General features: G+C 64.8%; 20 protein-coding genes and 3 pseudogenes. 15 read left to right on the top strand and 8 right to left on the bottom strand.

Features of this window, described 5'->3' with window-relative positions; translation table 11 throughout:
* Both ACGLHR_RS35270 and ACGLHR_RS35275 read left to right on the top strand, forming a co-directional pair.
* Nucleotides 1-528 (top strand): annotated as a pseudogene (locus tag ACGLHR_RS35270) (hypothetical protein); the annotation flags it as partial.
* A 20-nt stretch (nucleotides 529-548) separates the two neighbouring features.
* Nucleotides 549-1,748 carry a M20 family metallopeptidase gene (locus tag ACGLHR_RS35275; RefSeq protein WP_400099726.1) on the top strand — a complete coding sequence of 400 codons (1,200 nt, stop codon included), beginning with the start codon at nucleotides 549-551 and terminating at the stop codon, nucleotides 1,746-1,748.
* Nucleotides 1,749-2,111: 363 nt separating this feature from the next.
* On the opposite strand, the pseudogene ACGLHR_RS35280 reads toward ACGLHR_RS35275, so the two are convergent.
* The 3 genes and pseudogenes from ACGLHR_RS35280 to ACGLHR_RS35290 all read right to left on the bottom strand — a co-directional run.
* Nucleotides 2,112-2,333: pseudogene (locus ACGLHR_RS35280) on the bottom strand (IS701 family transposase); the annotation flags it as partial.
* 188 nt (nucleotides 2,334-2,521) lie between these two features.
* A complete protein-coding gene (locus ACGLHR_RS35285) occupies nucleotides 2,522-3,025 on the bottom strand; it encodes a DUF4365 domain-containing protein (RefSeq protein WP_400099728.1) in 504 nt (167 codons plus the stop codon).
* Between the two features lie 1,723 nt (nucleotides 3,026-4,748).
* On the bottom strand, nucleotides 4,749-5,402 hold the full coding sequence (locus ACGLHR_RS35290) for an SOS response-associated peptidase (protein ID WP_400099730.1): 654 nt from the start codon (nucleotides 5,400-5,402) through the stop codon (nucleotides 4,749-4,751).
* A 649-nt stretch (nucleotides 5,403-6,051) separates the two neighbouring features.
* Here ACGLHR_RS35290 and ACGLHR_RS35295 point away from each other — a divergent pair.
* The 6 genes and pseudogenes from ACGLHR_RS35295 to ACGLHR_RS35320 all read left to right on the top strand — a co-directional run.
* Nucleotides 6,052-6,969 (top strand): arginase family protein, encoded by a 918-nt coding sequence (locus tag ACGLHR_RS35295; RefSeq protein WP_400099770.1) that lies wholly within the window; start codon nucleotides 6,052-6,054, stop codon nucleotides 6,967-6,969.
* 35 nt (nucleotides 6,970-7,004) lie between these two features.
* Nucleotides 7,005-7,805, top strand: coding sequence for an ABC transporter substrate-binding protein (locus ACGLHR_RS35300; protein WP_400099732.1), 801 nt, complete (start codon nucleotides 7,005-7,007; stop codon nucleotides 7,803-7,805).
* Between the two features lie 60 nt (nucleotides 7,806-7,865).
* On the top strand, nucleotides 7,866-8,558 hold the full coding sequence (locus ACGLHR_RS35305; protein ID WP_400099734.1) for an amino acid ABC transporter permease: 693 nt from the start codon (nucleotides 7,866-7,868) through the stop codon (nucleotides 8,556-8,558).
* A gap of 11 nt (nucleotides 8,559-8,569) precedes the next feature.
* Nucleotides 8,570-9,340, top strand: coding sequence for an amino acid ABC transporter ATP-binding protein (locus ACGLHR_RS35310; protein WP_400099736.1), 771 nt, complete (start codon nucleotides 8,570-8,572; stop codon nucleotides 9,338-9,340).
* 79 nt (nucleotides 9,341-9,419) lie between these two features.
* Complete coding sequence (locus ACGLHR_RS35315; protein WP_400099738.1) at nucleotides 9,420-10,253, top strand: IclR family transcriptional regulator; 834 nt, start codon at nucleotides 9,420-9,422, stop codon at nucleotides 10,251-10,253.
* 652 nt (nucleotides 10,254-10,905) lie between these two features.
* Nucleotides 10,906-11,163 (top strand): annotated as a pseudogene (locus ACGLHR_RS35320) (tyrosine-type recombinase/integrase); the annotation flags it as partial.
* A 164-nt stretch (nucleotides 11,164-11,327) separates the two neighbouring features.
* On the opposite strand, the gene ACGLHR_RS35325 reads toward ACGLHR_RS35320, so the two are convergent.
* Nucleotides 11,328-11,939, bottom strand: coding sequence for a hypothetical protein (locus ACGLHR_RS35325; protein ID WP_400099740.1), 612 nt, complete (start codon nucleotides 11,937-11,939; stop codon nucleotides 11,328-11,330).
* Between the two features lie 216 nt (nucleotides 11,940-12,155).
* Here ACGLHR_RS35325 and ACGLHR_RS35330 point away from each other — a divergent pair, with 216 nt between their 5' ends.
* From ACGLHR_RS35330 to ACGLHR_RS35340, 3 genes are read left to right on the top strand one after another with little or no spacing between them, the layout of a single operon-like run.
* Entirely contained in the window at nucleotides 12,156-13,016 is an 861-nt protein-coding gene (locus ACGLHR_RS35330; protein WP_400099742.1) for an SDR family oxidoreductase, read from the top strand.
* A 42-nt stretch (nucleotides 13,017-13,058) separates the two neighbouring features.
* On the top strand, nucleotides 13,059-13,781 hold the full coding sequence (locus ACGLHR_RS35335) for an SDR family oxidoreductase (RefSeq protein WP_400099744.1): 723 nt from the start codon (nucleotides 13,059-13,061) through the stop codon (nucleotides 13,779-13,781).
* Nucleotides 13,778-15,172 (top strand): MFS transporter, encoded by a 1,395-nt coding sequence (locus ACGLHR_RS35340; RefSeq protein WP_400099746.1) that lies wholly within the window; start codon nucleotides 13,778-13,780, stop codon nucleotides 15,170-15,172. The genes ACGLHR_RS35335 and ACGLHR_RS35340 overlap by 4 nt, the downstream gene beginning before the upstream one ends.
* Nucleotides 15,173-15,202: 30 nt before the next feature.
* On the opposite strand, the gene ACGLHR_RS35345 is transcribed toward ACGLHR_RS35340, so the two are convergent.
* Genes ACGLHR_RS35345 through ACGLHR_RS35360 form a run of 4 tightly spaced genes read right to left on the bottom strand, consistent with a single transcriptional unit; the run spans nucleotide 15,203 to nucleotide 18,141 of the window.
* Complete coding sequence (locus ACGLHR_RS35345) at nucleotides 15,203-16,087, bottom strand: fumarylacetoacetate hydrolase family protein (RefSeq protein ID WP_400099748.1); 885 nt, start codon at nucleotides 16,085-16,087, stop codon at nucleotides 15,203-15,205.
* A 3-nt stretch (nucleotides 16,088-16,090) separates the two neighbouring features.
* The gene (locus ACGLHR_RS35350) at nucleotides 16,091-17,050 is read right to left on the bottom strand and encodes a VOC family protein (protein ID WP_400099750.1); all 960 of its coding nucleotides are present in this window, start codon (nucleotides 17,048-17,050) and stop codon (nucleotides 16,091-16,093) included.
* Between the two features lie 56 nt (nucleotides 17,051-17,106).
* On the bottom strand, nucleotides 17,107-17,865 hold the full coding sequence (locus ACGLHR_RS35355) for an SDR family NAD(P)-dependent oxidoreductase (protein ID WP_400099751.1): 759 nt from the start codon (nucleotides 17,863-17,865) through the stop codon (nucleotides 17,107-17,109).
* A 45-nt stretch (nucleotides 17,866-17,910) separates the two neighbouring features.
* A complete protein-coding gene (locus ACGLHR_RS35360) occupies nucleotides 17,911-18,141 on the bottom strand; it encodes a ferredoxin (RefSeq protein ID WP_400099753.1) in 231 nt (76 codons plus the stop codon).
* Between the two features lie 241 nt (nucleotides 18,142-18,382).
* Here ACGLHR_RS35360 and ACGLHR_RS35365 point away from each other — a divergent pair, with 241 nt between their 5' ends.
* From ACGLHR_RS35365 to ACGLHR_RS35380, 4 genes are all read left to right on the top strand, one after another.
* Complete coding sequence (locus tag ACGLHR_RS35365) at nucleotides 18,383-19,240, top strand: IclR family transcriptional regulator (RefSeq protein WP_400099754.1); 858 nt, start codon at nucleotides 18,383-18,385, stop codon at nucleotides 19,238-19,240.
* A 327-nt stretch (nucleotides 19,241-19,567) separates the two neighbouring features.
* Nucleotides 19,568-20,875 carry an amidohydrolase family protein gene (locus tag ACGLHR_RS35370; RefSeq protein ID WP_400099756.1) on the top strand — a complete coding sequence of 436 codons (1,308 nt, stop codon included), beginning with the start codon at nucleotides 19,568-19,570 and terminating at the stop codon, nucleotides 20,873-20,875.
* A 115-nt stretch (nucleotides 20,876-20,990) separates the two neighbouring features.
* Nucleotides 20,991-22,139, top strand: coding sequence for an acyl-CoA dehydrogenase family protein (locus ACGLHR_RS35375; protein ID WP_400099758.1), 1,149 nt, complete (start codon nucleotides 20,991-20,993; stop codon nucleotides 22,137-22,139).
* 5 nt (nucleotides 22,140-22,144) lie between these two features.
* Nucleotides 22,145-23,218, top strand: a complete 1,074-nt coding sequence (locus ACGLHR_RS35380) for an acyl-CoA dehydrogenase family protein (protein WP_400099760.1) — start codon at nucleotides 22,145-22,147, stop codon at nucleotides 23,216-23,218.
* Nucleotides 23,219-23,234 lie beyond the last annotated feature (16 nt).

Raw genomic sequence — 23,234 nt, forward strand, 5'->3', positions numbered from 1 at the left:
GTTTACAGGCGAAAAAACGGGTCCCGGCTGAAAGACGGGACCCGTTTTGCGTTTCAACAGATTTTGTTAACGGCTAGCGGCATGCGGCCGGTTGGGCTGCGAACGCCATCGTGGGACTTCAGCCCGTCCACGCTGCAGATCGAGAAAGAGATGGGGCTTCTCTACGACTCATCGCTGATGGCGGACGACGACTGCTACGAGCTGATGCTAGACGGGGCGCCCACAGGCATCGTCGAGCTTCCGGTGGAGTGGGTCCGTGATGATGCAGTCTATTTCATGATGAACCGCTTTCAGGCGCTGCGGCCGTACACGCCGCCCACCGACGTCTACGACATCTTCCGCCGCGAGTTCGACGCTGCGTACGAAGAAGGCGGCATCTTCCAGCTCACGGCCCACCCACACGTGATCGGCTATCGCTCACGCATTTGGATCCTTGAGGAACTGATCCGGCATGCGCAGTCGCGCGGCGACGTCTGGTTCGCAACCCACGCCGAAGTGGCGGCCTGGGCCAAGGCGCACGCCGCCTGACAACCGAAGGAATCAACAGAATGGCAGTGACACCCGAACACAACCCGGCCGTTCAATGGCTGGGCGAGCAGCGCGGCGCCATGCTCGCGCTCCTGGAGGAACTCGTGAACATCGACTCCGGCAGCTATGACAAAGCCGGTGTCGACGCGGTCGGTGTGGGGCTTCAGAGCTTTTTCGGAGACCACGGCATGCCCGTCACTTGGCATCGGATAGAGGACTTTGGCGACGCCTTCACCGTTCAGGTTGGCGCGCCCGAGCCCCCGAGCAAGACGATCCTGCTCATGGGCCACCGCGACACGGTGTTCCCCAAAGGTGAGGTGGCGCGCCGGCCTTTCAAAATCGTCGGCTCCCGCGCATATGGTCCGGGGGTGGCGGACATGAAGGCCGGCCTCGTCATGAACGCCTTCGTTCTCGCCGCGTACCACCGGTTTGGCGGCGCACCCGGGCCGCTTGTCGGCTTGTTCACGGGAGACGAGGAAATCGCGTCTGGCGCGGCCTCCCGCGCAGTCATAACGCAAACGGCGCGCGGAGCGCGCGCGGTCTTCAACGCGGAGCCGGGCCGCCCTTCGGGCAATGTCGTGACTGGCCGCAAGGGCGGTGTGTTCATGCGGATGGAAGTCTTCGGCAAGGCCGCCCATTCTGGCGGCAACTTCCAGGCAGGTATTAACGCGAATGGCGAACTTGCGCACAAGATTGTCGCCCTGCACGACATCACAGACCTGCCTCGAGGCATGACGGTCAACGTGGGCCTGGTGGCTGGGGGCCAGTCGGTGAACACGACCTCGCCCTACGCCGAAGCGCAGATTGACCTTCGGTATGTCACGCCGGCAGATCGGGCAGAAGCCATGCAGCGCATTGAGACGATCGCCGCAAACACAACAGTGCCAGGCGCCTCCTCCCGTCTGGAGATCAGAGGCGAGTTCAATGCGTTCGTTCAGGATGAGGGATCGAAGGCGCTCTTTGAAATCTATAAAAGTGCCCTGCAAGATATAGGAATGACCGTCCAAGGCGAGTTCTCAGGCGGTTGTGCTGATTCTGGCTTGACGGCGAGCCTTGGATGCCCAACGCTATGTGGAGTTGGACCGGTCGGTGGGATGTTTCATTCGCCGGAGGAGTATATGGAGATCGAGACATTGGTGCCGCGCGCCCAGGGCTTGGCACTCGCGATTGCGCGGCTCGAGAAGGTCGTTCCCGATAGCCGTTCCGTGTATCCGAATTAAGGGGGAATATCCCTCACCGTATGCCTTTGCCTAGACTTCCAACCGGTGCGCCCGCTTGTGCAGGTTGCTCGCATCCTGGCTGAATTGCCGAGACGCAGGAGCTCATATGCCGGAGGACCTGCCGAATCGTCTCGCGCGGGTAGGCGCGCGCCTGCCGCGACGGTCGGCGCCGTCACGGCCGCAGCGGGCATCTCCAACGGCCCAAATCCTGCATGTCGGTCTCCAGCGTGATGTGATGCCCCTGCGATTCGCACCCCAACTCACGGCCTTGGGCGCGGCGCGGACTGTCCTGTGGCGCGCGGCGTATGCGGTACAGTGGTAGTACACCGACCGGTTCTCACAAACTTCGCTCAGTTACGCTTTACCCTCTGTCGTCTTGTCGGTGAGTCTCTCGGCCATCAGGAAGCCATCGGCAGCGATGCTCAGCGTAGCGTGATGGTGGAGTCCGCGCCAGCCTCGGCCTTCGTAATGACCAAGACCGAGTTCTTGTTTCAAGTCCTGGTAATCGCGCTCAATGCGCCAACGCATTTTGGTTACGAAGACCAGTTGCTCAATCTGTGCATCGGCTGGCGCCGTGGACGCATAAGCGCATCGTGCACATCCTCCTCAAACTCGTTGTTCTCCTAGTAGAATTCTTCGTCCACGCTGGCAACTGACCGGACCACGGAAACAGCGCTTCCGCTAGATGCTTTAGCGTTTGATTTCCGTACTCGTCGTGAATGAACACCTGCACGGTACTACGCCCGAGGCTCTTGTGGATCCAATCTTCGAGTTCAACTGAAACCTTCCCGCCTTCCCTGATGTGCCGCATCAGGGGCTGCAAGTTTCCGCATGCGCTGTTGCGCGGGCGAGCCGTCGAAAACCGAAGCTACGGCATCTCGAGTGCCCGCGCCCAGCCTGTTAGCCTTCGGAATTGGGATGGTCCATGACTTTCCGGTCCGCTTTACCCGATTTGCATCGACGTGAACAAACGTTTCGCCCGATTCAATGAAATGGGCGCCGAGGATGACGGGCAGTGAATGATTCGTCCAATAGTCGAGATGTGTGAGCTTCCCGCGAAAAATGTAAGCGTCGTCGGTTTCGGTGAAGTGGCTTGGACCGGTTCTGATCTGGACGGCAATCAGCTTGCCCGTTGGTTGCTCGTCCACTAGCTCGATATGGGCGTCGATTCCCATGTCGATCACCGGTTGCTCGCGAAAAATCCAGCCAAGCTCTTTGAGGACGATCTGCTGGACTGCGTTAACGCCTATTTGTTCAGTTGCATCGAATCGCGCCATACGTCCCTCCCGCGTATGCTTTTTGTGCTTGCAGAGCCCAAGCTAAACGCCACTTCGACGTCATTTCTTGACTAGCCACTGCGGATTGTGGCGGCGTTCCATACCGTCCGCAACTTGTTGCGGTTGCGGGCGAAGCCCTTTAGATAGCACTGTGGGACGTAATGATGTTTGCGGGCTTGACCGCCAGCGCCCCGTTCAAGATGCCTTCGCCAGGGGCTCGCCGACGGTCGCGAGAATTGCAATCGACTCAATCGCAACGCCCCTCTTCGTCAAACGCAACGGCCACCACGTGGCGACAGCGTTGGGAAAAAGCAACAGGCCGAGGTACGTATTTGAACTTAATCTCAGTGCCAGCCGGCCTCGCGCGGCACGGTTGCCCGTTCCGTTAGCAGCATGGGCGAGAGTTCGGCCAGCGTCGGCGCCGGCGCGCGCGGGGGCATGGTGGGTCCTGTTGGGCTGTGCTTCCCTTGTAGTCTGGCCAGCCGGCGGGCGCCAGAGGGCGCAGTCCGACATGCCGTCGGCGAGGACAAAAAAATGCCCGCGACCGGGAAGTGGCGCGGGCATCGTGAAGAAGGGACGGGCAAACGGGTGGGCCGCCCCAAACCAATGTAGTCGTGCTACGCCCTGATGAACAGCATACGGAAGGATGAGGTTTCCGCCGCATATTCCGCATTGCGAAAAGCCCGATGGCTTGAAAATGTGTGCCCGCAAAAAAGAAGGCGCGATTGGTGTCGCGCCTCTAGGTGCCGGGATTCATACACGGGGAGCGTAGAACCGGGGAGAGGCAATAGCCTCTAGGAACAATCTATTCGAAAGTGGAAAAGAGAGCAATTTCCACGAAATAACATCAGATTTAACAAAAATATCACAGCATCCGACCGACGGGGGCCAGCGGAGGGAGTTGGGCACCTGCGTTTAGTGTGCGGCTCACGGGAAGGCAGATGATGAAAGCGTGGCATGCGCTTTGCTTTGCAATAGACAGGACCGGGGCATCGAATTTGGCATCGAATAGGGGCTTGGGTACTTCGCAAGCTATTCTGGAGGTCGCCATTAAACCAGTGATCCACCACTTTCACTCCAACCCACCGCACCATGGTATGCGGTACTACCTTGCGATTGCGGTCTGGCTGCTGGTGCCGGCGCTAGCCTACCTAGTGTGGGGGGTGATTTCGGCAAGCCTGTGAGGTAGCGAGTGTTGCAAGTAGTAAGCCGGATATACAAAAAGATCCCTAGTTGTCACACTTGCCGAGTTGGCTAGCGGCGCTAGATTTAATGGGAGTAGCTGCATCACAGCGGAGCTACATCATGTTGCGGGTATCGGTGCTATTTCTAATTCTTCTGGCCTTGCGAGCGTTTTACTTGCATCGACACGTTGCGATCATGGTATTGGTTCGACGCGACTCGTCGGGATGGTTCAGTCACGAGCTGCGCCGGCGCGTTTTATTGGTGGCAGTTCCCGGACACATTTCCACGTACCCCGTTCCGAGAGAGGAGCGCGTCCGTGTCGTTCGGATGGCCGGACTGGTTCTATGGCACAAGGAACTCAGCATTGCGCTGCCGAACGAGGCATGCTCGCATCTAGGCGATATTTCTCCGCAGGAGTTCGATACCCGCTTTCCCAGTTGGCTGCAATTGGGTCCTCCGAGGCAGGGAGCTTAGTGCGCGCCTGCATACGATGGGAGCCAGAAGGGCGTCGCCAGTACCAGGCGCTATTCGGAGAATGTCACGCCTTCTCTTTGATGGTCTGCGGCGCCGGCTCTGCCGCCATCCGCTCTGCTGGATAGGGCCGCATGAAGCTGCACGCCAGATCCGGATCCCGGCATGTCAGCCAGTCATCCCATTCCGACCGCGGCACGATCACAATCATCCGTTTTTCTTTGCCCGGCGCATGGAAGCGATTCATCAGCGGGTGCTTGTCTGAGTTTACCGTCAGCATGGTGAAGCTGAATACCTCGGCACCGGCCTCGCGCGGCCAGGCCCGCCATAGCCCCGCAATCGCGAAATCGGGTTCGTCCCTTAGCCAGATCCGCCAGCGGACCGACTTGGCGCCGCCCTCATAGTTGGCTTCGTAAAAGCTGGTAGCCGGCACGAGACAGAACAGACCGTTCGCCCACGCGCCGGCGAATGATCGCTTCTCGCGAATCGTCTCGGATCGCGCATTGGTTGTCTCGAATTTCTTTACGCCCGGCTGAATGCGGGATTTCGGGATCATGCCGAAGGTGCCTATCAAAGCTTGGCGTTTGCCATCCTGATTTGCTCGGATGATCGGTGCAGCATAGTCTGACCAGGTCTCTGGCGGATAGCCGAGCGGCGGCGGCTCGACGCCGTAGACGTCGCGCAGCAGCGGGCGTTGCACCGGGGCGTAGTTATTGCACATGCTCATCTCCAGGCAGGGACGTGAGTGGCAACACCCGGCGCGTTTTTTCCGAGACGCGCCGGTGCTTGTCCTGCGCATCTTGCCACGTCGTCGAGGTGAATATCTTGTCGATCCCGCCGTCGCGGCGCCAGCGGTGCGGCTCGTGCGGCCACGGGGTCTCGAAGAACGAGCGCGCCGTGGTCGCTGACCTCGCCCGGCGTCGGCACGCGCCAGCGTGGCGCATTGTGCCTGTCGACGCGGGCTTTCGCCTCTTCGATCGTCAGTCGATGCCGAGGGAGCGCGGCCGACGGCCTTCTCCTTCTTCTGTTCCTCTTCGCAAGCGCGCACGCATCGGCACCATTGGCGTGCGCGCATGCCTCGTGCCGGTGCAGTCCCGCCCGCCCATCGCCTCGGTCCGCTGTCGCTCGACCACGGCCCACGCGTCCGCGCGCCCCCGCAGCCCCGTTTTCCCTAAGTAAAAACTCGGATATGCGCGGTCATGCGCTCGGTGGCATAAATGTTGCGAATGACAATGCGATCTAAGTGTATCGCACTGCGATATATGAAGAGTGCAGTATTCCGGGTCGCACGGCCCGGACTTCGACCCCCCCACGCCAGAGAGGCCCGCATGCAAAGAGGTTCCCCGCTGTTTACCCCGGCTCTGCCGTTCATGAATGCGCCCGCCGCGCGCCAGCGTCCGGATCTGCCGGCGCTGGCCACCGTCATCGGCATTCCGTTCGACTGCGGCACGCACGCTTTCCGCATCGGCTCCCGGCAAGGGCCCGACGCCATCCGCGAGCAGTCACGCCTGCTGCGTCCGTATGACGTGGCGCCGTCCGGCGACATCGACAATGCGTTCGACTTCCTGCGCCTGACCGACCTTGGCAACGTGGCGTGCACGCCCGGCGACGTCGATACGTCGTTCCCACTGATCGAGGCGGCGATCGACCAGGTGCAGCGCACCGGCGCGATGACCGTCACGATAGGTGGCGACGGCGCTGTCAGCCTGCCGCAGATGCGCGCCGTGGCAAGGCACCATCCCGACCTTGCGGTGCTGCATTTCGACGCGCATACCGACACCTATGACATCGGCGGCTACAACACGGCCACCACGTTTACGCGCGCGGCCGAAGAGAGGCTGGTCGACACGGCCAACAGCTTCCACGTGGGCACGCGCGGCCTCACGTTCATGTCCGGCGTGATCCCGTTCGGCCGCTCGGTCGGCTACAACTTGGTGCCGTTCGGCGAATTCGCGCCACACCAGGACGATGTGCTCGCGCGCATCCGCGAGCAGGTGGGCAGCCGCCCCGTGTACCTGTGCTTCGACATGGACCTGTTTGACCCGTCGTGCGCGCCCGGAGTCTGCACGCCCGAATGGGGCGGCCTGACCGCGCGCGAGGGGCTGAACTTGCTGCGCGCGCTGCGCGGGCTCAACTTCGTCGCCTTCGATGTCAACACCGTCTCGCCGCCGCACGACGTGGGCGGCATGACAGCCTTCCTCGCCGCCACCGTGATGCAGGAGTTCCTTTGCCTCGCCGCGGAGACGGTGCGCGCGTTTCCCCTGCGCTTCGCCCACCTGAACCGCTGACTTCACCGATCCCATTGCCCCGTCCGGAGAACGAAATGAAACTGACCGCAGGAATTTCCGCCATCGTGTTGTGCGCCACTGTCTGGTGCGGTGTGTCGCAGGCCCGCACGCTCGACGAGATCAAGGCGAGCAAGACCATCAGCATCGTCACGACGGCCGCCAGCCCGCCCCATGGCTTCATGGACCCCGCCAGCGGCACGCTCAAAGGCGTGATGGTCGAGGTGGCGCAGGGCGTGGGCAAGCGCCTGGGCGTGGAAGTCAAGCTGAGCGACGTGCCGTTCGCCGGCCTGATTCCCACGCTCACGTCGGGCCGTGCGGACCTGATGTCCGCGCCGCTGTTCATCACCGAGGAGCGTGCCAAGGCCGTGTCGTTCTCGACCCCGATCTACGGCTGGGGCGAGGGCGTGGTCGTCAGCGACAAGACCGACAAGAAGTACGCCAGGTTCGATGAACTCAAGGGCGCGAAGGTTGGCGCCCTTGTCGACAGCGTGCAGTTCGCCATGATGAAGGACTTGCCCGGGACGCAGGTCTCGACCTACCAGGACTACCCGACCCTGTTGACCGACGTGCGCGTCGGCCGCATCGACCTGGGCATCGTCGATCCGCCCAGCATCGCATACCAGATCAAATCGAAGGGCATTCCCGGCGTGCATATCGACGAGAGCTACAAGCCGATCAAGCGATGGCTTGTGGGCATGGCGGTGCAGAAGGACAACGCTGCGCTGCTGGCGTCGGTCAACGCCGCCCTTCAGGACATGGAGAAGAGCGGCGAGATCGCCGCGATCCTCAGGAAATGGGGTATCGGCAACATAGCCGGCAACCTCGCCGCAAAGTAGCGCCGAACGCGCCGGGGCAGGCGTCCCGGCTCTCCCAACCGCATCGACTGGAGTTCGACCGTGGAGCTGGCCACCCTGAAGATGTACCTGTTTCCGCTCGCCGAAGGGGCGACGGCGACGATCGCCCTGTTCTTTCCGACCGCGTTCTTCGCGGTCGCGCTTGGCCTCGTCATCTGTTTCTGCCGCATGTCTTCCAACGGGCTGCTCCGCGGCGCGGCCAAGGGCTACATCGAGATCATTCGCGGCACGCCGCTGCTGGTGCAGCTGTTCTTCATCTACTACGGCATGCCCGAGATCGGCATCGTGCTGCCCGGGTTCCTGGCCGGCGTGATCGGGCTGACGATCAACCTGTCGGCCTACCTGGCGGAGCTGTTCCGGGGCGGCATCCAGTCCGTCGACGCGGGCCAGTACGAAGCCGCCCGCGCGCTGGGCCTGACCAAACTGCAGCGATTGCGCGCCGTGATCCTGCCGCAGGCCGGGAGGATGATCTTTCCCGCGCTCGGCAACTACGCGCTGGTCCTGGTCAAGGAGAGCTCACTGGTGGCCGTGATCAGCGTCTACGAGCTGATGCGAGCGGGCGAGATGCTGGCGGGCGCGACGTTCAAGTCGCTGCTCGTATACAGCCTGGTCGGCGCGGTCTATTTCCTGCTGTGCAGCGTGGTGTCCGGCGTGTTCCGCTGGGGCGAGCGGCGCCTCGCGGTGCCGGGCTACTGGGACGGCGCGGCGGGCCACGATCATCTGTCCAAGGCATGAGGCGAACCGACATGACGACAATGCAGGCTGGCCCGGATACAGGCGCGGACATTATCCGCATGACCAATGTTTCCAAGTGGTATGGCGACTTCAAGGTGCTGGACGGCGTCACGCTGAACGCGCGGGCCGGCGAGAAGGTGATCCTGTGCGGACCGTCCGGGTCGGGCAAGTCCACCACGATCCGGCTGATCAACCGGCTGGAGGAACACCAGGAAGGCGAAATCCTGGTCGACGGCATGGCGATGAACGACGGCACCGGTAACATCGAGCGCATTCGCGCAGAGGTCGGCATGGTGTTTCAGCACTTCAACCTGTTTCCGCACCTGAGCGTGCTGCAGAACTGCACGCTCGCGCCGATGATAGTGAAGAAGGTGCCAAGGCGCGAGGCCGAGGAGCGCGCGATGCGCTATCTCGAGCGGGTGAAGATCCCGCAGCATGCCGACAAGTATCCGGGCCAGCTGTCGGGCGGCCAGAAGCAGCGCGTGGCGATCGCGCGCAGCCTGTGCATGCAGCCCAGGATCATGCTGTTCGACGAGCCGACGTCTGCGCTCGACCCCGAAATGGTCAAGGAAGTGCTGGACACCATGATCGCGCTTGCGGACGACGGCATGACCATGATCTGCGTCACGCACGAGATGGGTTTCGCGCGGCAGGTGGGGGATCGCGTGATCTTCATGGACAAGGGGCGCGTGGTCGAATCGGCGCCGCCCGCAGACTTCTTCCGGGCGCCGGCCACCGCGCGAGCGAGGGAGTTCCTGGGCCAGATCCTGCACGGCCAATAGCCGGCGCCCGGCCCGCCACGTTGGCGAGCCGCCGGCGTACCATTAACATGCGGAGTTTCCCTTGCCTATCAAGCCTTCCATGACAGACCAAATCAGCCCGGACGAGTCGCCGGAGGAATCGCGCCTGTTCGTCACCTCGCTCGCACGCGGCCTCCACGTGCTGGCGGCCTTCTGGGAGGGCAAGCCGTCGATGAACCTGGCGGAGCTTGCCGAAGCCACCGGCATGACCAAGAGCGCCGTGCAGCGGTTCACGCACACGTTGCTGGCGATCGGCTACCTGAAGAAGGATCCGCTCACCAAGGAATACGCGCTGGCGCCGCGGTCGCTCGAAGTGGGGCTGCGTTACCTGCAGACCAGCGCGCTGCTGAGCTCGGCCACACCCTATCTCCACGCGCTGGTCCGTACCTGCGAGGAGACCACCACGCTGTCCGAGCGCGATGGCCTGCACATGACGTACATCTCGCGTTTCCCGACTCACAAGGAGATGTTCGTCAACATGCCGCTCGGCATGCGCATTCCCATGTACTGCACGGCCGGGGGGCGGGCGATCATGTCGCACCTGGACCCGAAGGAGGTGACGGAAATCCTCGAGCAGAGCGATCGGGTGGCCTACACCACGACCACCATGACGCGCATCGCCGAGATCCGCAACGCGATTGCCCAGGCGCGCGAGGACGGCTTTGCGTCGACGAACGGCGAATACTACACCGGCGATATCACCATCAGCGCCGCGATTCTCGGGCCGACCGGGCTGCCGCTCGGCGCGGTGAACGTATCGGCGCCGTCGAGCCGCTGGTCGTTCGAGGACGCGTGTGCGGGGCTGGGTCCGCAGGTGGTCGCGGCCGCGCGCGCGATCGGCTCGAGCAGCGCGGTGAAACAGCTGCGCAGGAAAGGCAAATCCGGCGGCGCGTGAGCGGCGTGCGGCCCGGCCGCGCGTTTTCATCCCAGCGCCGCCAGCGGGTGGGGCTCGCGCGGCCACAGGTTCTCGAAGAACGGGAGCACCACGGCATCGCTGACCTCGCCCGGCCTGCAGCCGCCAGCGCTGCGCATTGTCCTTGTGTTGAGGACCGTTAATTCTGCGAATGGCGCCCACTAATTCTGCGAATGTGGCGTTCGGCCAAGCTGGATCGGTACAGCGAGGCGGAAGGACGGACTTTGTCCCGCTGACGCTCGCGCGCCCTCAATGAGGTAAGCTCTAGCGCGCAGATTATCGTTTGGCTGCGGATCGCGCAAATGCCCCTTATTTCTAGGATCTTTCACTAGCCAATACGCATGGCTCGACCGAAGGGACATCCCTGCCCCGCTACCCCTCGCCATTCGCAAGCTACGAAGCGCTTGCCCACCATCACGCAGCAGGCATTCACGCATTCGCAGAATTACCGGTCCGCCGATCCACATTCGCGGAATTTGTGGTCCTGCGCGTGAAAGGCCGTTGCCTCTACGCAACGGCACAAATCGCTCTAAATCAACATATTTTCCTTACAAATCAATGCATTATGCCCGTGTGATGTGTGATTGCTCGCAGATATAGTGGGCGCCGCTCGCAGAATTAATGATCCTCAACACGCGGATCGGATTGGGAAAGCCGGGCCGCGGTGCTGGCCAGCGCCTCGGCGCACTGGCTGCGCCATACCGCGGGGTCGCACATGACCGACCAGCAGGTGGACCTGCGCTTTGTGCGGGACAATTTCGGGCACGCGTCCATCTCGACCACCAGCGCTTACCTGCATACGGAAGACGATGCGCGGCACCAGGCCACGCAGGAGCGTCACCGGATTGGGTGGAAGCGCCCCATCCTGCTGAGCCCTCCTTTCGTGGTCTAAGGGAAGGTGCTGGCGATTAATTGCATTTTCGCCGGGTCGCCAGCCCCAAAATGCATGTCCGCCGCGCACGGAGCTGCCCCGCGCTCTCGCTGTGACCTACCGCGCTGGCTCAATCTCCCTAGAAACCCAGTTCGAATGCCGTGAAGCAATCCCGGCGGGCCTGGTCAACATCTCGCCCGCCCAAAAGCACGTCGTATAAACCAGTTTGCAAAAGGCTCGCATGTCGACTGGCTCCTCTGCCATGCCGCTCCGCAGCTGGTGCAGCGAAACGGCTGCAGTTCGGATACCGTCTCGCACCTGAGCCGGCGCCGCACGGGTAGGTCCAGCGGCTGCATGCCTTCATGCCCATGCGCCCTGCGCGGTTCCCGAAGCAGTTCATTGCAGGCCTGGCAAGGCGCCGGGCAATCGGCCGCCGGACCGGATTGCCGGCCAGGGCTGCGCTGCGGCTCTCCGTCGCACATCGAATCGGGCGCGAACGCCGTCATGCGCCGGGACAGTGCCCAGTACAGGACGCGCAGTTCTGCCCGATCGCTGCGCAGCGCGGCGGATCCGCAGAGATCGAGGTGATGCCGGGCCGCGACGCCCAGTTCCACCGCCGCGGCAAGCCCGACAATCTGCAGCTCCCCGGCGGCCCTCAGGATCAGGTCATCGAAGAACCTGGCCAGGTGTTCGTAGTACGCCGGGCCACCGGGAAGCGCGCCTTTGGATACCGTCAGAACGGCCTTGCGGCTCAGGGCGCGGACTTCTTTTCGTAGCGCATTCAACTTGGACAACATACCAATCCCGGCTTCAAAGAGGGTTGACGCATCACTTTTGCGCAGCGGACTGCGTCATTCCCGCGTCCCTGCTTCGGCGTCGACGAGCCCAAGGCCTGATCCGGCGCATCCCAAGCGCGGGTTTTAATATATGTACAGTTTATCGATTTTTGTGTACTTTACCAATATTCCAAACCAAGCAGACCGGGCATGAACCGGGTGAGGAGACATGGGCGTATGCAGATCGATCTGAGCAACAAGCGAGTCATTGTCACCGGCGCGTCGCGCGGCATCGGCCGCGCCATCGCGCGCGCCTTCGCCGCCGAAGGCGCGCGCGTGGCCATTTGCGCGCGCAGCGAAACCGACGTAAAGGCTGCGGGAGCCGATCTGAGCTCCCGCGGTGCGCAGGACGTCATTGCCCATGTGGTCGACGTCACCGACACAGTGGGCGTGAAACGCTTCGTCGAGCACATTGCCGCGCAGTGGGGCGGGGTCGATGTACTGGTGAACAATGCCGGCCAAGGCCGCGGCGGCAACCTGGATACCTTGACGCCCGAGCAGATCCTCGAGCACGCCAACGTCTTGCAGATGGGGCATTTCCGCTTCGTGCAGGCGGTGGTGCCGCATATGCGCAAGCAGCGCTGGGGTCGCATCATCGAGATCAATGCGCTGGCGGGCGTGATGCCGACGCCCGACGGCATCCCCTCGGTGGTCAATCGCGCGGCGTGCATCGCCATGTCGAAATCCCTGGGCATGTCCCTGGCCAAGGACAACATCCTGGTCAACACCCTGAACATGGGCTGGATCGATACGGGCCAATGGGATCGCCACTTCAAGGAAATGCCGGCCGGCTGCACCCGCGAGGAGTTCGATGCGATGGTGTTGAAGGTGGTGCCGATCGGCCGCTTCGGCAAGCCAGAGGACGTGGCCGGGATGGCGCTGTTTCTGTCGAGCGAGTACGCAAGCTTCATTAGCGCGGCGTCCATCGAGATCGCCGGCGGCATGGGCGGGCAGATCGCCTACTACCCCACGCTCAAGCGTGATTTCCACGAAGCCGTGCGGCTGCGTGAAGAAGCGAACGCCGGGCAGCCGGCCTGAACGCGGCAAACCCGCCCCTTCCCTGGCTGACAGGAGATCGCCATGGATCTGCGCAAGCAGGTAGCCATCGTCACCGGCGCGTCGTCCGGCATCGGCCAGGCCATCGCGCGGGAGCTTAGCGCCGCGGGTGCCAGCCTGGTCATCACGGCCCGGCGCGAGGATCGCCTGGCCGCGTTATCGGCCAGCCTGCACGGCCCCAGCGTCCGGCTGTGCGCCGCCATCGAGGACCCGGGCACGCCGCAGGCGCTGCTGGACCTGGCCATGGCGGAGTTCGGCCGCGCCGACGTGTTGGTCAATAACGCCGGGATGTTCGTGGCGGGATCGCTGGACACCATCGACCTGGATGACGTGGCGCGGATGACGCGGGTGAACTTCGACGCCGTGGTGCGCGCCTCTTACCTGTTCGCGCGCGCTTTCAAACGCCAGGGCTCGGGCGCCATCATCGTTGTGTCCAGCATCGGCGCCTACCTCAGCTCCTCTTCCGTAGGCGCCTACTGCGGCCTGAAGCACGCGCTGGAAGTGTTCACCTCGGCCTTGCGCGTGGAGTTGAAAGGCTCCGGCGTACGGATCGGGACGATTGCGCCAGGCACTACGGAGACCGAGATCTTCGATCGCCTGCGCGCCAGCGGCCAGGCCGTGCGCGCCGATCAGACGCCGCCGCTCGATCCCGCCGACGTGGCCGCCGCCGTGCGTTTCATGCTGACCCAGCCCGAGCGCGCCAACGTGGCGCGGCTGCTGCTGGTTTCCTCGGCGGAGTCGGTATGAATGCCGGCGTACAACAGCCGGCTGCCCACCCGGAACGGACCGCCGCGGAAGCGCCTGCCCCGGCCCCGTCGAGCCAGCCCTACCCGTCCGCCCGTTATGCCTGGTACGTGATTGGCGTGCTGTTTGCAGTCACGCTGCTATCGCAGCTCGACCGCCAGCTTCCCGCGCTGGTGGTACGCCCGCTGCGCCGGGAGTTCGGCATTTCCGACACTGCCTTCAGCCTGCTGCAGGGCTATGCCTTCGCGGTCTTCTACACGCTCGCCGGGCTGCCGTTGGGGCGGCTGGTCGACCGGGGCAACCGCCGCAACCTGATCTTCATCGGGCTGCTGTTCTGGGGCGGCGCTACCGCGCTATTTGCCTTTGGCCAGACCTATCACCAGTTGCTGCTGGCGCGCGTCGGCGTGGGCATTGGCGAAGCCGTGCTGGCGCCCGCCGCGTACTCCCTGATTGCCGACTGCGTGGCACCAGCACGGCGCGGGCGTGCGCTGGCGGTGTACTACGTGTCCATCGCCATCGGTTCGGGCGCCTCGCTGCTGCTTGGCGGGTGGCTGCTGGCCGCCATTCCGGCGCAGGGGATGGCGCTTGGACCGCTCGGCGCCATGCCGGCGTGGCGCGTGGCCTTCCTGGCCGCCGCCGCACCTGCCGTACCGCTGGCGATCTTGCTGCTGCTGTCGGTGCGCGAACCCGCGCGCCGCGAGGACCATGCTCTGCACGTCACCGCCGAGGTGTCCACGGTGGCTGATTTCGTGTGCCACTTGCGCCAGCACGCCAGCACCTTCTCGCGCGTGCTGACCTATCCCGCCCTGCTCTCCATCATCGGTTACGGCGCGCTCGCGTGGGCGCCTGCATTGTTCGAGCGCAGCTTTGGCATGCCGCCCGCGCGCTCGGGCCCCGTACTGGGCATCATCGTCGCGGCAGCGGGTGCGGCGGGCACGCTGGCCAGCGGATTCCTGAGCGACTCGTGGACGCGCCGCGGCATGCCGGCCGCGCGTTTGCGCGTGGCGCTGGCGGGTGCGGCGCTGTTTACCGTGCCATCGGTGCTGTGGCCGTTGATGCCGGCCCCGGCATCGGCCTTCGCGCTGTTGTTCCTGGCCGTGCTGGGGCTTGGCCTTGCGCAATCCGCTGCGCCGCCGTCCATCCAGGCCGTGGTGCCCAATCGCATGCGGGGCCGGGCCATTGCGGTCTATCTGCTGCTCGCGGGCCTGTTGGGGATCGGACTTGGGCCGACGGCCGTGGCCCTGGTTACCGACCACGTCTTCCACGACGATGCGGCCTTGCGTTATTCGCTGGCGTTGACAGCTGCGCCGTCGGCGCTGTTCGGCCTGTGGCTGATTGGGTCGGGCCTGCGGCCGTACGCGCGCACCTGCGCCGCGCTGCAGTCCGCCGGCTGAGCGGGCCGCAGCCGCTGGCCGCCCCGGCCCTTAACCGGGCCTGCCGAGGCGGCCCGTCGCCCGGTACTCGGACAGCACGCGTCTTGGGCCAATGGTGTTGCGCAGCACGCCGATGCCCTCGATCTGCGCCTCCACCACGTCGCCGGACTGCAGGAATCGGCCGTCTTCCAGCCCCACGCCGCAGGTGGATCCGGTGAACACTAGATCGCCCGGGCGCAATGCGATGCGCGCGTCGACATAGTTCAGCAGTTCGTCGAGCGGGAAGATCATCTGATCTGTGTTGTCGTGCTGGCGCTGCTCGCCGTTGATGCGCAGGCTCAACGTCACGGCCGGCTGGCCGGCGCCACCGAACTCATCCAGCGTAGTGATCCACGGGCCGATCGGCGCGGTGCGGTCCAGCGCCTTTTGCGTGAATAAGTCGAGCGAGCCAAGCTGCTTGCCCGCATCGCGCGCGCTGATATCGTTGCCCACCGTATAGCCGAGCAGGCACGCGCTGGCCTGCGGCTCGTCGCCCAGCGCGCGCGCCACCACGGCGACCAGCTCGACTTCATAGTCGAGCTGCTGCGTCACGGCGGGATACTGGATCTCGCCGCCGGGCGGCACGATGGCCGAGGCCGGCTTGATATAGGCGATGGTATGCGGCGGCGGCTGCGTGCGGCCTAGCCGGGTCAGGTGCGTGAGGTAGTTCATGCCCACGCCGAACACGCGCGCGCCGGGCTGGACCGGCGCACACAGCTGCAGCGACGCGAGTGGCAGGCTGCCGCCGCGCAGCTCCAGCGCTGCCTGCCCATGCCGCGCCACCGCTGGCGCCCATAGCGCAAAGGGCGCGCCTACGCGTTGCACGCTTTGCAGGTCGTCGGCCACCCGCCCCCAGAACACCTCACCCTGCCTGTCGCGCACGCGTGCCAGCTTCATGGTTCAAGCCACCCGCTGCAGGCCGGCCAGCACGGCCAGGCCATCGTCGTCCAGCACCTCTTCGGGCGCGCGCACGCTGGGCCCAAGGATGGGACCCACCAGTTCATGCCCCCAGGTGCTGAGCTTCTCCGGATTCAGCTCGAAGCCGTCCTCGTGCCAGGGCTCCAGCTCCGTGATGATCTCGATGGCAAAGCCGCTGGGCGAGAAATGGTAGAAAGACACATGCGGGTCCTGCGTGTGCTGGCCCAGCGTCATCATCATCGGCAGCTTGCGCTGCTTGACGATATCGTAGGTCTCCCCGACGTCGCGCAGGCTCTTGACGAACAGGCCGATGTGCTGGATGCCCATCTTGCCCGGCCCATGGCCATAGGCGATATCGTGGCTGGTGCTTTCGTTAAGGCGGGAACGGTAGAACGCGGTCTTGCCCTTGCCGGCGCCGGCGCCGTAGTAGTGGAAGCCCAGCAGCTCGGTGAGGAAGTGCTCCAGCTCCGGGGGGAACTCCGGCGTGATCACCACCAGGTGGCCCAGGCCGCGCGCGCCCGCGACAAAGCCGCCGTGCGGCCGGCCGGGGATAAAGGAGCGCGGCATCCATTTCTGCGCGTAGAACAGCTCGTGCTGGTAGCCGACCGGATCCCGGAAGCGGATCACCTCCTTGACCCCGCGCAGTTCGCGCAGCGCCGCGTCGCCCACGGTGACCTCCACACCGGCGTCCCGCAGGCGCTGCACCGCGGCCTGGAACTCCAGCTTGCCGCGCGCTTCCCAGCCGATATAGGCCAGCCGGTCGGCCTGGCCGGGATGGAAGGCAAAGCGATGCCGGCGGTCGTCGATGCGGAAATACAGTGAATCGGGGTCCGCCTCCGGCGAGGCGCCGATCTGGAACCCCAGTACCTCGGGGCCATAGCTTCGCCATTCGTCCAGCCTGGTCGACTCGAAGCCGAGATAGCCAATGCCGATGATGTCCATGTTGTCTCCTGAAGTGTTTTGTCTCTTTTGCCGGGCAAGACCGGGCGCCGCGAGGCTCAGACGGCGAGCATGCCGCCGTCGACGGCGATATCGGTGCCGGTGATATAGGAAGCGTCGTCGGAAGCGACAAACAAGGCGGTAGCCACCACCTCATCCGCTTCGCCGGGGCGCGCCAGCGGAATGCCGTCGACCAGCGCAGCGCGCGTGGCAGGATTGTTCAGAAAGGGGGCGGTGCCCGGTGTCACCACCAGGCCGGGGCTGATGCTGACCGCGCGGATGCGGTGCTTCGCGCCCTCCACGGCCAGCTGGCGCGTAAGCGCCACCACGCCAGCCTTGGTGGCCGAATGCGCGCCGATGCCGGCGGTCGTGGAAGCGCCCCATGCGGCGACCGACGCGATATTGATGATCACCCCACCACGCACCGCCAGATGCGGCCATGCGAACTTGGTGGCGAAAAACACCAGGTCCAGTTCGTTGCGCATGGTGAAGCGCCAGTCATCCACGGACATGTCCGCGACCGATCCGAAGCGCGCCGCCGAGGCATTGTTGTAAAGGACGTCGACCCGGCCATACTCGCCGACTGCGGCTTCCACCCAGCGCTGCGCCTGCTCCGGGTCGCCAAGATCGACGTTACCGGTGCCAGCCATCCGGTGGCCTTCCGCGCGCATGAGTTCGAGCGTTTCATGCTGCGCCTGCGCATTGACATCGCAGCCGAACACGCTAGCGCCTTCGCGCGCGAAGCGCAGCGCGGCTGCCCTGCCCTGGCCGCCTCCGGTACCGGTGATCAGTGCGACCTTGCCATCAAGACGTCCCATGCGATTTGTCTCCCGCTTGCCTGTGCGCTATGTGCATGGATTGCGTCAGGCGGAAACCGCCTCGATCACCAACGCCTCGGCCGGGCACGCAGCCGCGCCTTCGCGCGCCTCCTCCTCCAGCTCCGGCGGCACCGTGTCCACCTCTACGTAGACCAGGCCGTTCTCGTCGAGCTTGTAGATCTGTGGGCAGAGCTGCGCGCACAGGCCGTAGCCGCAGCAACGGCTGCGATCGGCGCGCACCTGCAGCACCACGGCTGCTTTGTTTTCCGAAGTCATGTCTCCTCCTTGTGTCTTCTGGCGATGTGTCGCCCTGGAGCGAATTATATGCACAGTTTTTACAAAAGTGTCGCCTTTATACTCGGGGTTGACCCGGGTCCCACGCCGTTGCGCAGGCTCGGTGCGGGTAATTCCGATGGCGGCAGTTTCCACTGTAGAATTCTCGATTCAGAATATAATTACCGCATACAGAACGAGAACGGTGCCGAGCCAAAGCGCGAACCAGGAAGACAGCAAACCCATGAGCCAACAGAACGCCGCACCCGCACGCAAACGAACAGCCCCAGCCAGCACAGCCGCGCCAGCGGCAAAACCAAAGCCCAAGGTCAGGGCCGCCACCAACGCCATGGCCAATGCCGTGACCGTGAAGCCGGTGTCCAATGCCATCCGCATCCTGCGCTACCTCACCCAGACCGGCGCGCCGGAGCGCGCCGCCGACATCGCGCGCCACCTCTCCATCAATTCCAGCACCTGCTTCAACATCCTGCGCACCCTGGTAGCCGAGGATGTGGTCGACTTCAATGCCTTGTCCAAGACCTATTCCGCCGGGCTTGGGCTGGCACGCCTGGTCGAGCAGCTGGTCACGCAAGGCCAGCGGCTGCAGCTGGCGGCCCCGCCCATGCAGGACCTCGCCGCGGAGTTCGGCGTCACGGTGACGCTGTGGCGGCGCCTGGGCGCCGACCGCATCGTCCTGGTCAGCTCCCAGTCCAGCCCCACCAACCTGCGCATCGACATGCCCGCCGGGCAGCGGCTGCCGATCCTGATGGGCGCCAGCGGCCGGCTCTTCGCCGGCAGGCTCGGGCTCACCGAGGAGCAGCTGCGCGAGGAGTTCGAGCAACTCCGCTGGGTCCGCACGATCTCGTTCGACAACTACCTGCGCGAAGTCAACCGCGCGCGGCGCCGCGGCTGGGCCAGCGATGACGGCTACTTCGCCACCGGCGTGCTCGCCATCGCCGCGCCGGTGTGCGACCCGAGCGGCAACATCGCCTTTACCGTGTCCACCGTGATGATTCGCGGCGACCGCAGCGAAGACAAGGTAGAGGCGCTGGGCGAAGCCGTACGCGACCTGGGCCACAATCTGGAATCCGTGCTGTTCTGATCTGCTGATCCTCCCGCCAGGACCGCGCCGACCCCGAGCGCGCGGCAGCCCGCACGCCCATTCCCCAGCGGCCGACACCCCGTCGGCCGCGTCATGCCGCCGCCCGGCGCGGCACACCTTCCCCCATATATCCATCGGCCCACCTCAAGCAGTGGCAGGCCCCCTCGCGCGCACTCGCCTCATCGTTAACCCTCAAACCCCGTGGCAATCCATCTTTAATATGCACACATGCATTGATTGTGTCTAACTTTTTAACTACTATCCGAATGCCAATCCGCTACAACACGGCTAGCCAGACAGTGGCAGCCCATACACACGGGGACACCGATGAAACTGGAAGACCTCATTCTCGTCAGCGTAGACGACCACGCGATCGAGCCGCCTAACGCCTTCACCCGCCACATGCCGGCCAAGTACAAGGGTCGCGAACCCAAGGTTGTCGAACGCAGCGGGCGCGACGTGTGGGTGTTCGAGGAACAAGCCACCGGCTACATGGGTCTGAACTCGGTCGTAGGCCGCCCGAAAGAGGAATACGGCATGGAGCCGCTCGGCTACGAGCACATGCGCCGCGGCACCTGGGATATCAAGGCGCGCGTGGATGACATGAATGCCAATGGCGTGCTGGGCTCCCTGTGCTTCCCGACGTTCCCGGGTTTCGCCGGGCAACGCTTCCAGGGCTACGCCGACCGCGGCGTGTCGCTGGCCGCCATCCAGGCTTACAACGACTGGCACCTGCACGACTGGTGCAACGCCGCGCCCGGCCGCTTCATGCCGCTGATGCTGGCACCCTGGTGGGACATGCAAGCGGCGGCCGCCGAGATCGGGCGCATGGCCAAGCAAGGCGTGCACGCGCTAACGCTGTCCGATAACCCCACCTTGCACGGCTACCCCTCGATCCACAGCGACTACTGGGACCCGGTGTGGAAGGCCTGCGCCGACAACAACGTGGTGGTCTGCTGCCATATCGGCACCGGCGCCAAGGCCGCGCATGCGTCCGACGATTCGCCCATCGATGCGTGGATCACCTCCATGCCAATCTCAATCGCCAACTCGGCCGCCGACTGGATCTGGGCGCCGATGTGGAAGAAATTCCCCAAGCTGCGCATGGCGCTGTCGGAAGGCGGTATCGGCTGGATCCCCTACCTACTGGAGCGGGCCGACTTCACCCATCGCCACCACCATGCGTGGACCATGTCCAACTTCGGCGGCAAGATGCCAAGCGATATCTTCAACGAGCACATCATCACCTGCTTCATCGAAGATCAGTTCGGCCTGAAGAACCTCGACGCAATCAATGTGGACAAGGTTACCTGGGAATGCGATTACCCGCACTCCGATTGCACCTGGCCGAGCTCCGCGGACGTGTTCCACCAGCAAGCTGGCCACCTGTCGGACGAGGTGATCAACAAGATCACCCACCTGAACGCGATGCGCGAGTTCTCCTATGACCCGTTCTCGATCCTGGGCCGCGAGAACTGCACCGTGGGCGCGCTGCGCGCGCTGGCCAAGCACGTGAGCGTGGAGCCCGCGCTGGGCATGGGCGGCGCGGCGCCGGTACGTGATCCCAACAAACCGGTCACGTCGGGCGACATCAACCGCATGTTCGCCGCGGCCGACGCGCAAGCCGCGCTGTAAGTCAGCGGTCACCCAGCCGCGGCCGCCCAGGCTGCCGCGGTGTTGGGAGCACCGTCGCCTCGCGGTATTCACCGCACCTGCCCGGCTTGCGCCCACCTCGCGCCCACCTCGAATCATGTCCACGCACGCATTCCGCTATAACCGCATTCCCCCCAACGCCGAGCCTTTGCGTGAGCAAGTCCGCGGTTTTCTTGCCGAAGCCTTGAAGGATCGGTCGCCACTGCAGCGCGCCGACTCATGGATGGGGGCCGATCCCGAATTCAGCCGCGAACTCGGCCGTCGCGGCTGGCTGGGGATGGCCCTGCCTCGGCGCTACGGCGGCGCAGAGGCAGGACCGTTCGCGCGCTATGTCGTGATCGAGGAATTGCTGGTCGCCGGAGCGCCGGTATCCGCGCACTGGATCGCCGACCGGCAGAGCGGCCCGCTGATCCTGCGCTACGGCACCGAGGCCCAGCGCGACAAATACCTGCCGGGCATCTGCCGCGGCGAGCGCTACTTCTGCATCGGCATGAGCGAGCCCAACTCCGGTTCGGACCTGGCATCCATCCGCACGCGCGCCCAGCGCCGGGGCGATGGCTGGGTACTCAACGGGCATAAACTCTGGACCACCAACGCCCATTACTCGCAGTCCATGATTGCCCTGGTGCGCACCGGCGAGAAGCCCGCGTCGCGCCACGAGGGCATGTCGCAGTTCATCATCGACCTGAAATCGCCCGGCATCACGATCCGTCCGATCCGGGACCTGGCCGGCGGCGAGCATTTCAACGAAGTTTATTTTGACGATGTGCAACTAGGGGCGGACGCCTTGATCGGCACCGAAGGCCAGGGCTGGGCACAGGTGACGGCGGAACTGGCCTTCGAGCGCAGCGGGCCGGAGCGCTTTCTCAGCAGCATTGCCCTGCTGCATACGCTGATCGACGCGATCGGCAAGCATCCCGATGCGCTGCAGGCGCGGGAGATCGGCCGCCTGGCTGCCCGCCTCTTCACACTGCGGCAAATGTCCCTATCGGTCACCGCGGAACTGGCGGCGGGCAACAACCCGGCGTGGGCCGCCTCCTGCGTGAAGGACCTCGGCACGCAGTTCGAGCAAGACATCCCGGAGGTGGCGCAACTGCTGCTGGACCTGCCGCCAAGCGCGGGCGGTGGCAGCGACCACGCCCAGGTGCTGGCTTACCTGATGCAGATGGCACCCTCCTTTTCCCTGCGCGGTGGCACGCGCGAAATCCTGCGCGGCATTATTGCGCGCGGGCTCGGGCTACGGTGAATCCCATGCAAGAGATCTTCGAGAGCACCATCGAGCGCCTGCTTGGCGACACCGTCACGGCAGAGCTGCTGCGCACCTGCGAAACCGGCGCCTGGCCCGCGTCACTCTGGGCCAGCGTGGAGGACTCCGGCTTTGCCGTCGCCGCCGCCCCCGAGGCCCGGGGCGGCGCCGGCGCCAGCTGGGCGGACCTGTTCGTCGTTGTCCGCGCCGCCGGCCGGCACAACCTGCCGTTGCCCCTGCCCGAGACGCTGCTTGCCAACGCCTTGCTCGGGCAGAGCGGCCTGGAAGCACTGAACGAGCCTCTGGGCATCGCCGCTGGCGGCGCGCTGAGCCTGCGGCGCGGCCGCGCCGGCGGCACCCTGCGCGATATCCCCTGGGGCCGGCATGTGCAGCGCGTGGTGGCGGTGACCGAGGGGCCCGAGCCGACGGTGGTATTGCTGGACACCACCGGGGTGCGTTGCCAACCTCGCCAGAACACCGCCGGCGAGCCGCGCGACGATCTGCACTTCGATGATGTGTTCCCGCTATCCAGTGCGCCGCTGCCTGCCGGAACGCCCGCCGATGTGCTCCAGCTCGGCGGCGCGCTGCTGCGCTGCGCGCAGATTGCCGGCGCCACGCAGGCCGTGCTGGACCTGGCCACGCGCTACGCTACCGAGCGGGTCCAGTTCGGCAAGCCGATCGGCGCCTTCCAGGCTCTGCAGCAGCAGATTGCGGTCCTCGCCGAACACGCCGGCGCTACCGCGGTCGCGGCGGAATGCGCCTTCGCCCTGTCCCTTGATGCCGCCGGCGGCTTTGCCGCCCTGCCCATCGCCGCGGCCAAGGTCTGCACTGCCGAAGCCGCGGGCGTCGCGGCGTCGGTCGCGCACACGGTGCATGGCGCCATCGGCTTTACCCATGAACATGCGCTGCACCTGTCCACGCGGCGGCTCTGGTCCTGGCGCAGTGAATTCGGCAATGCCACCTCCTGGTCGCAGCGCCTCGGCCAGGCCGTGTGCGGTGCCGGCGCCGCGGCGCTGTGGCCCGCGCTGACGGCCTGCCGCCTGGACCTTCCCGCTCATCACGAGCGCGTTCAAGCCTGAACCACGCATCACCCTT

Source organism: Cupriavidus sp. CuC1, from assembly GCF_044627735.1.
Lineage (GTDB): Bacteria > Pseudomonadota > Gammaproteobacteria > Burkholderiales > Burkholderiaceae > Cupriavidus > Cupriavidus ulmosensis.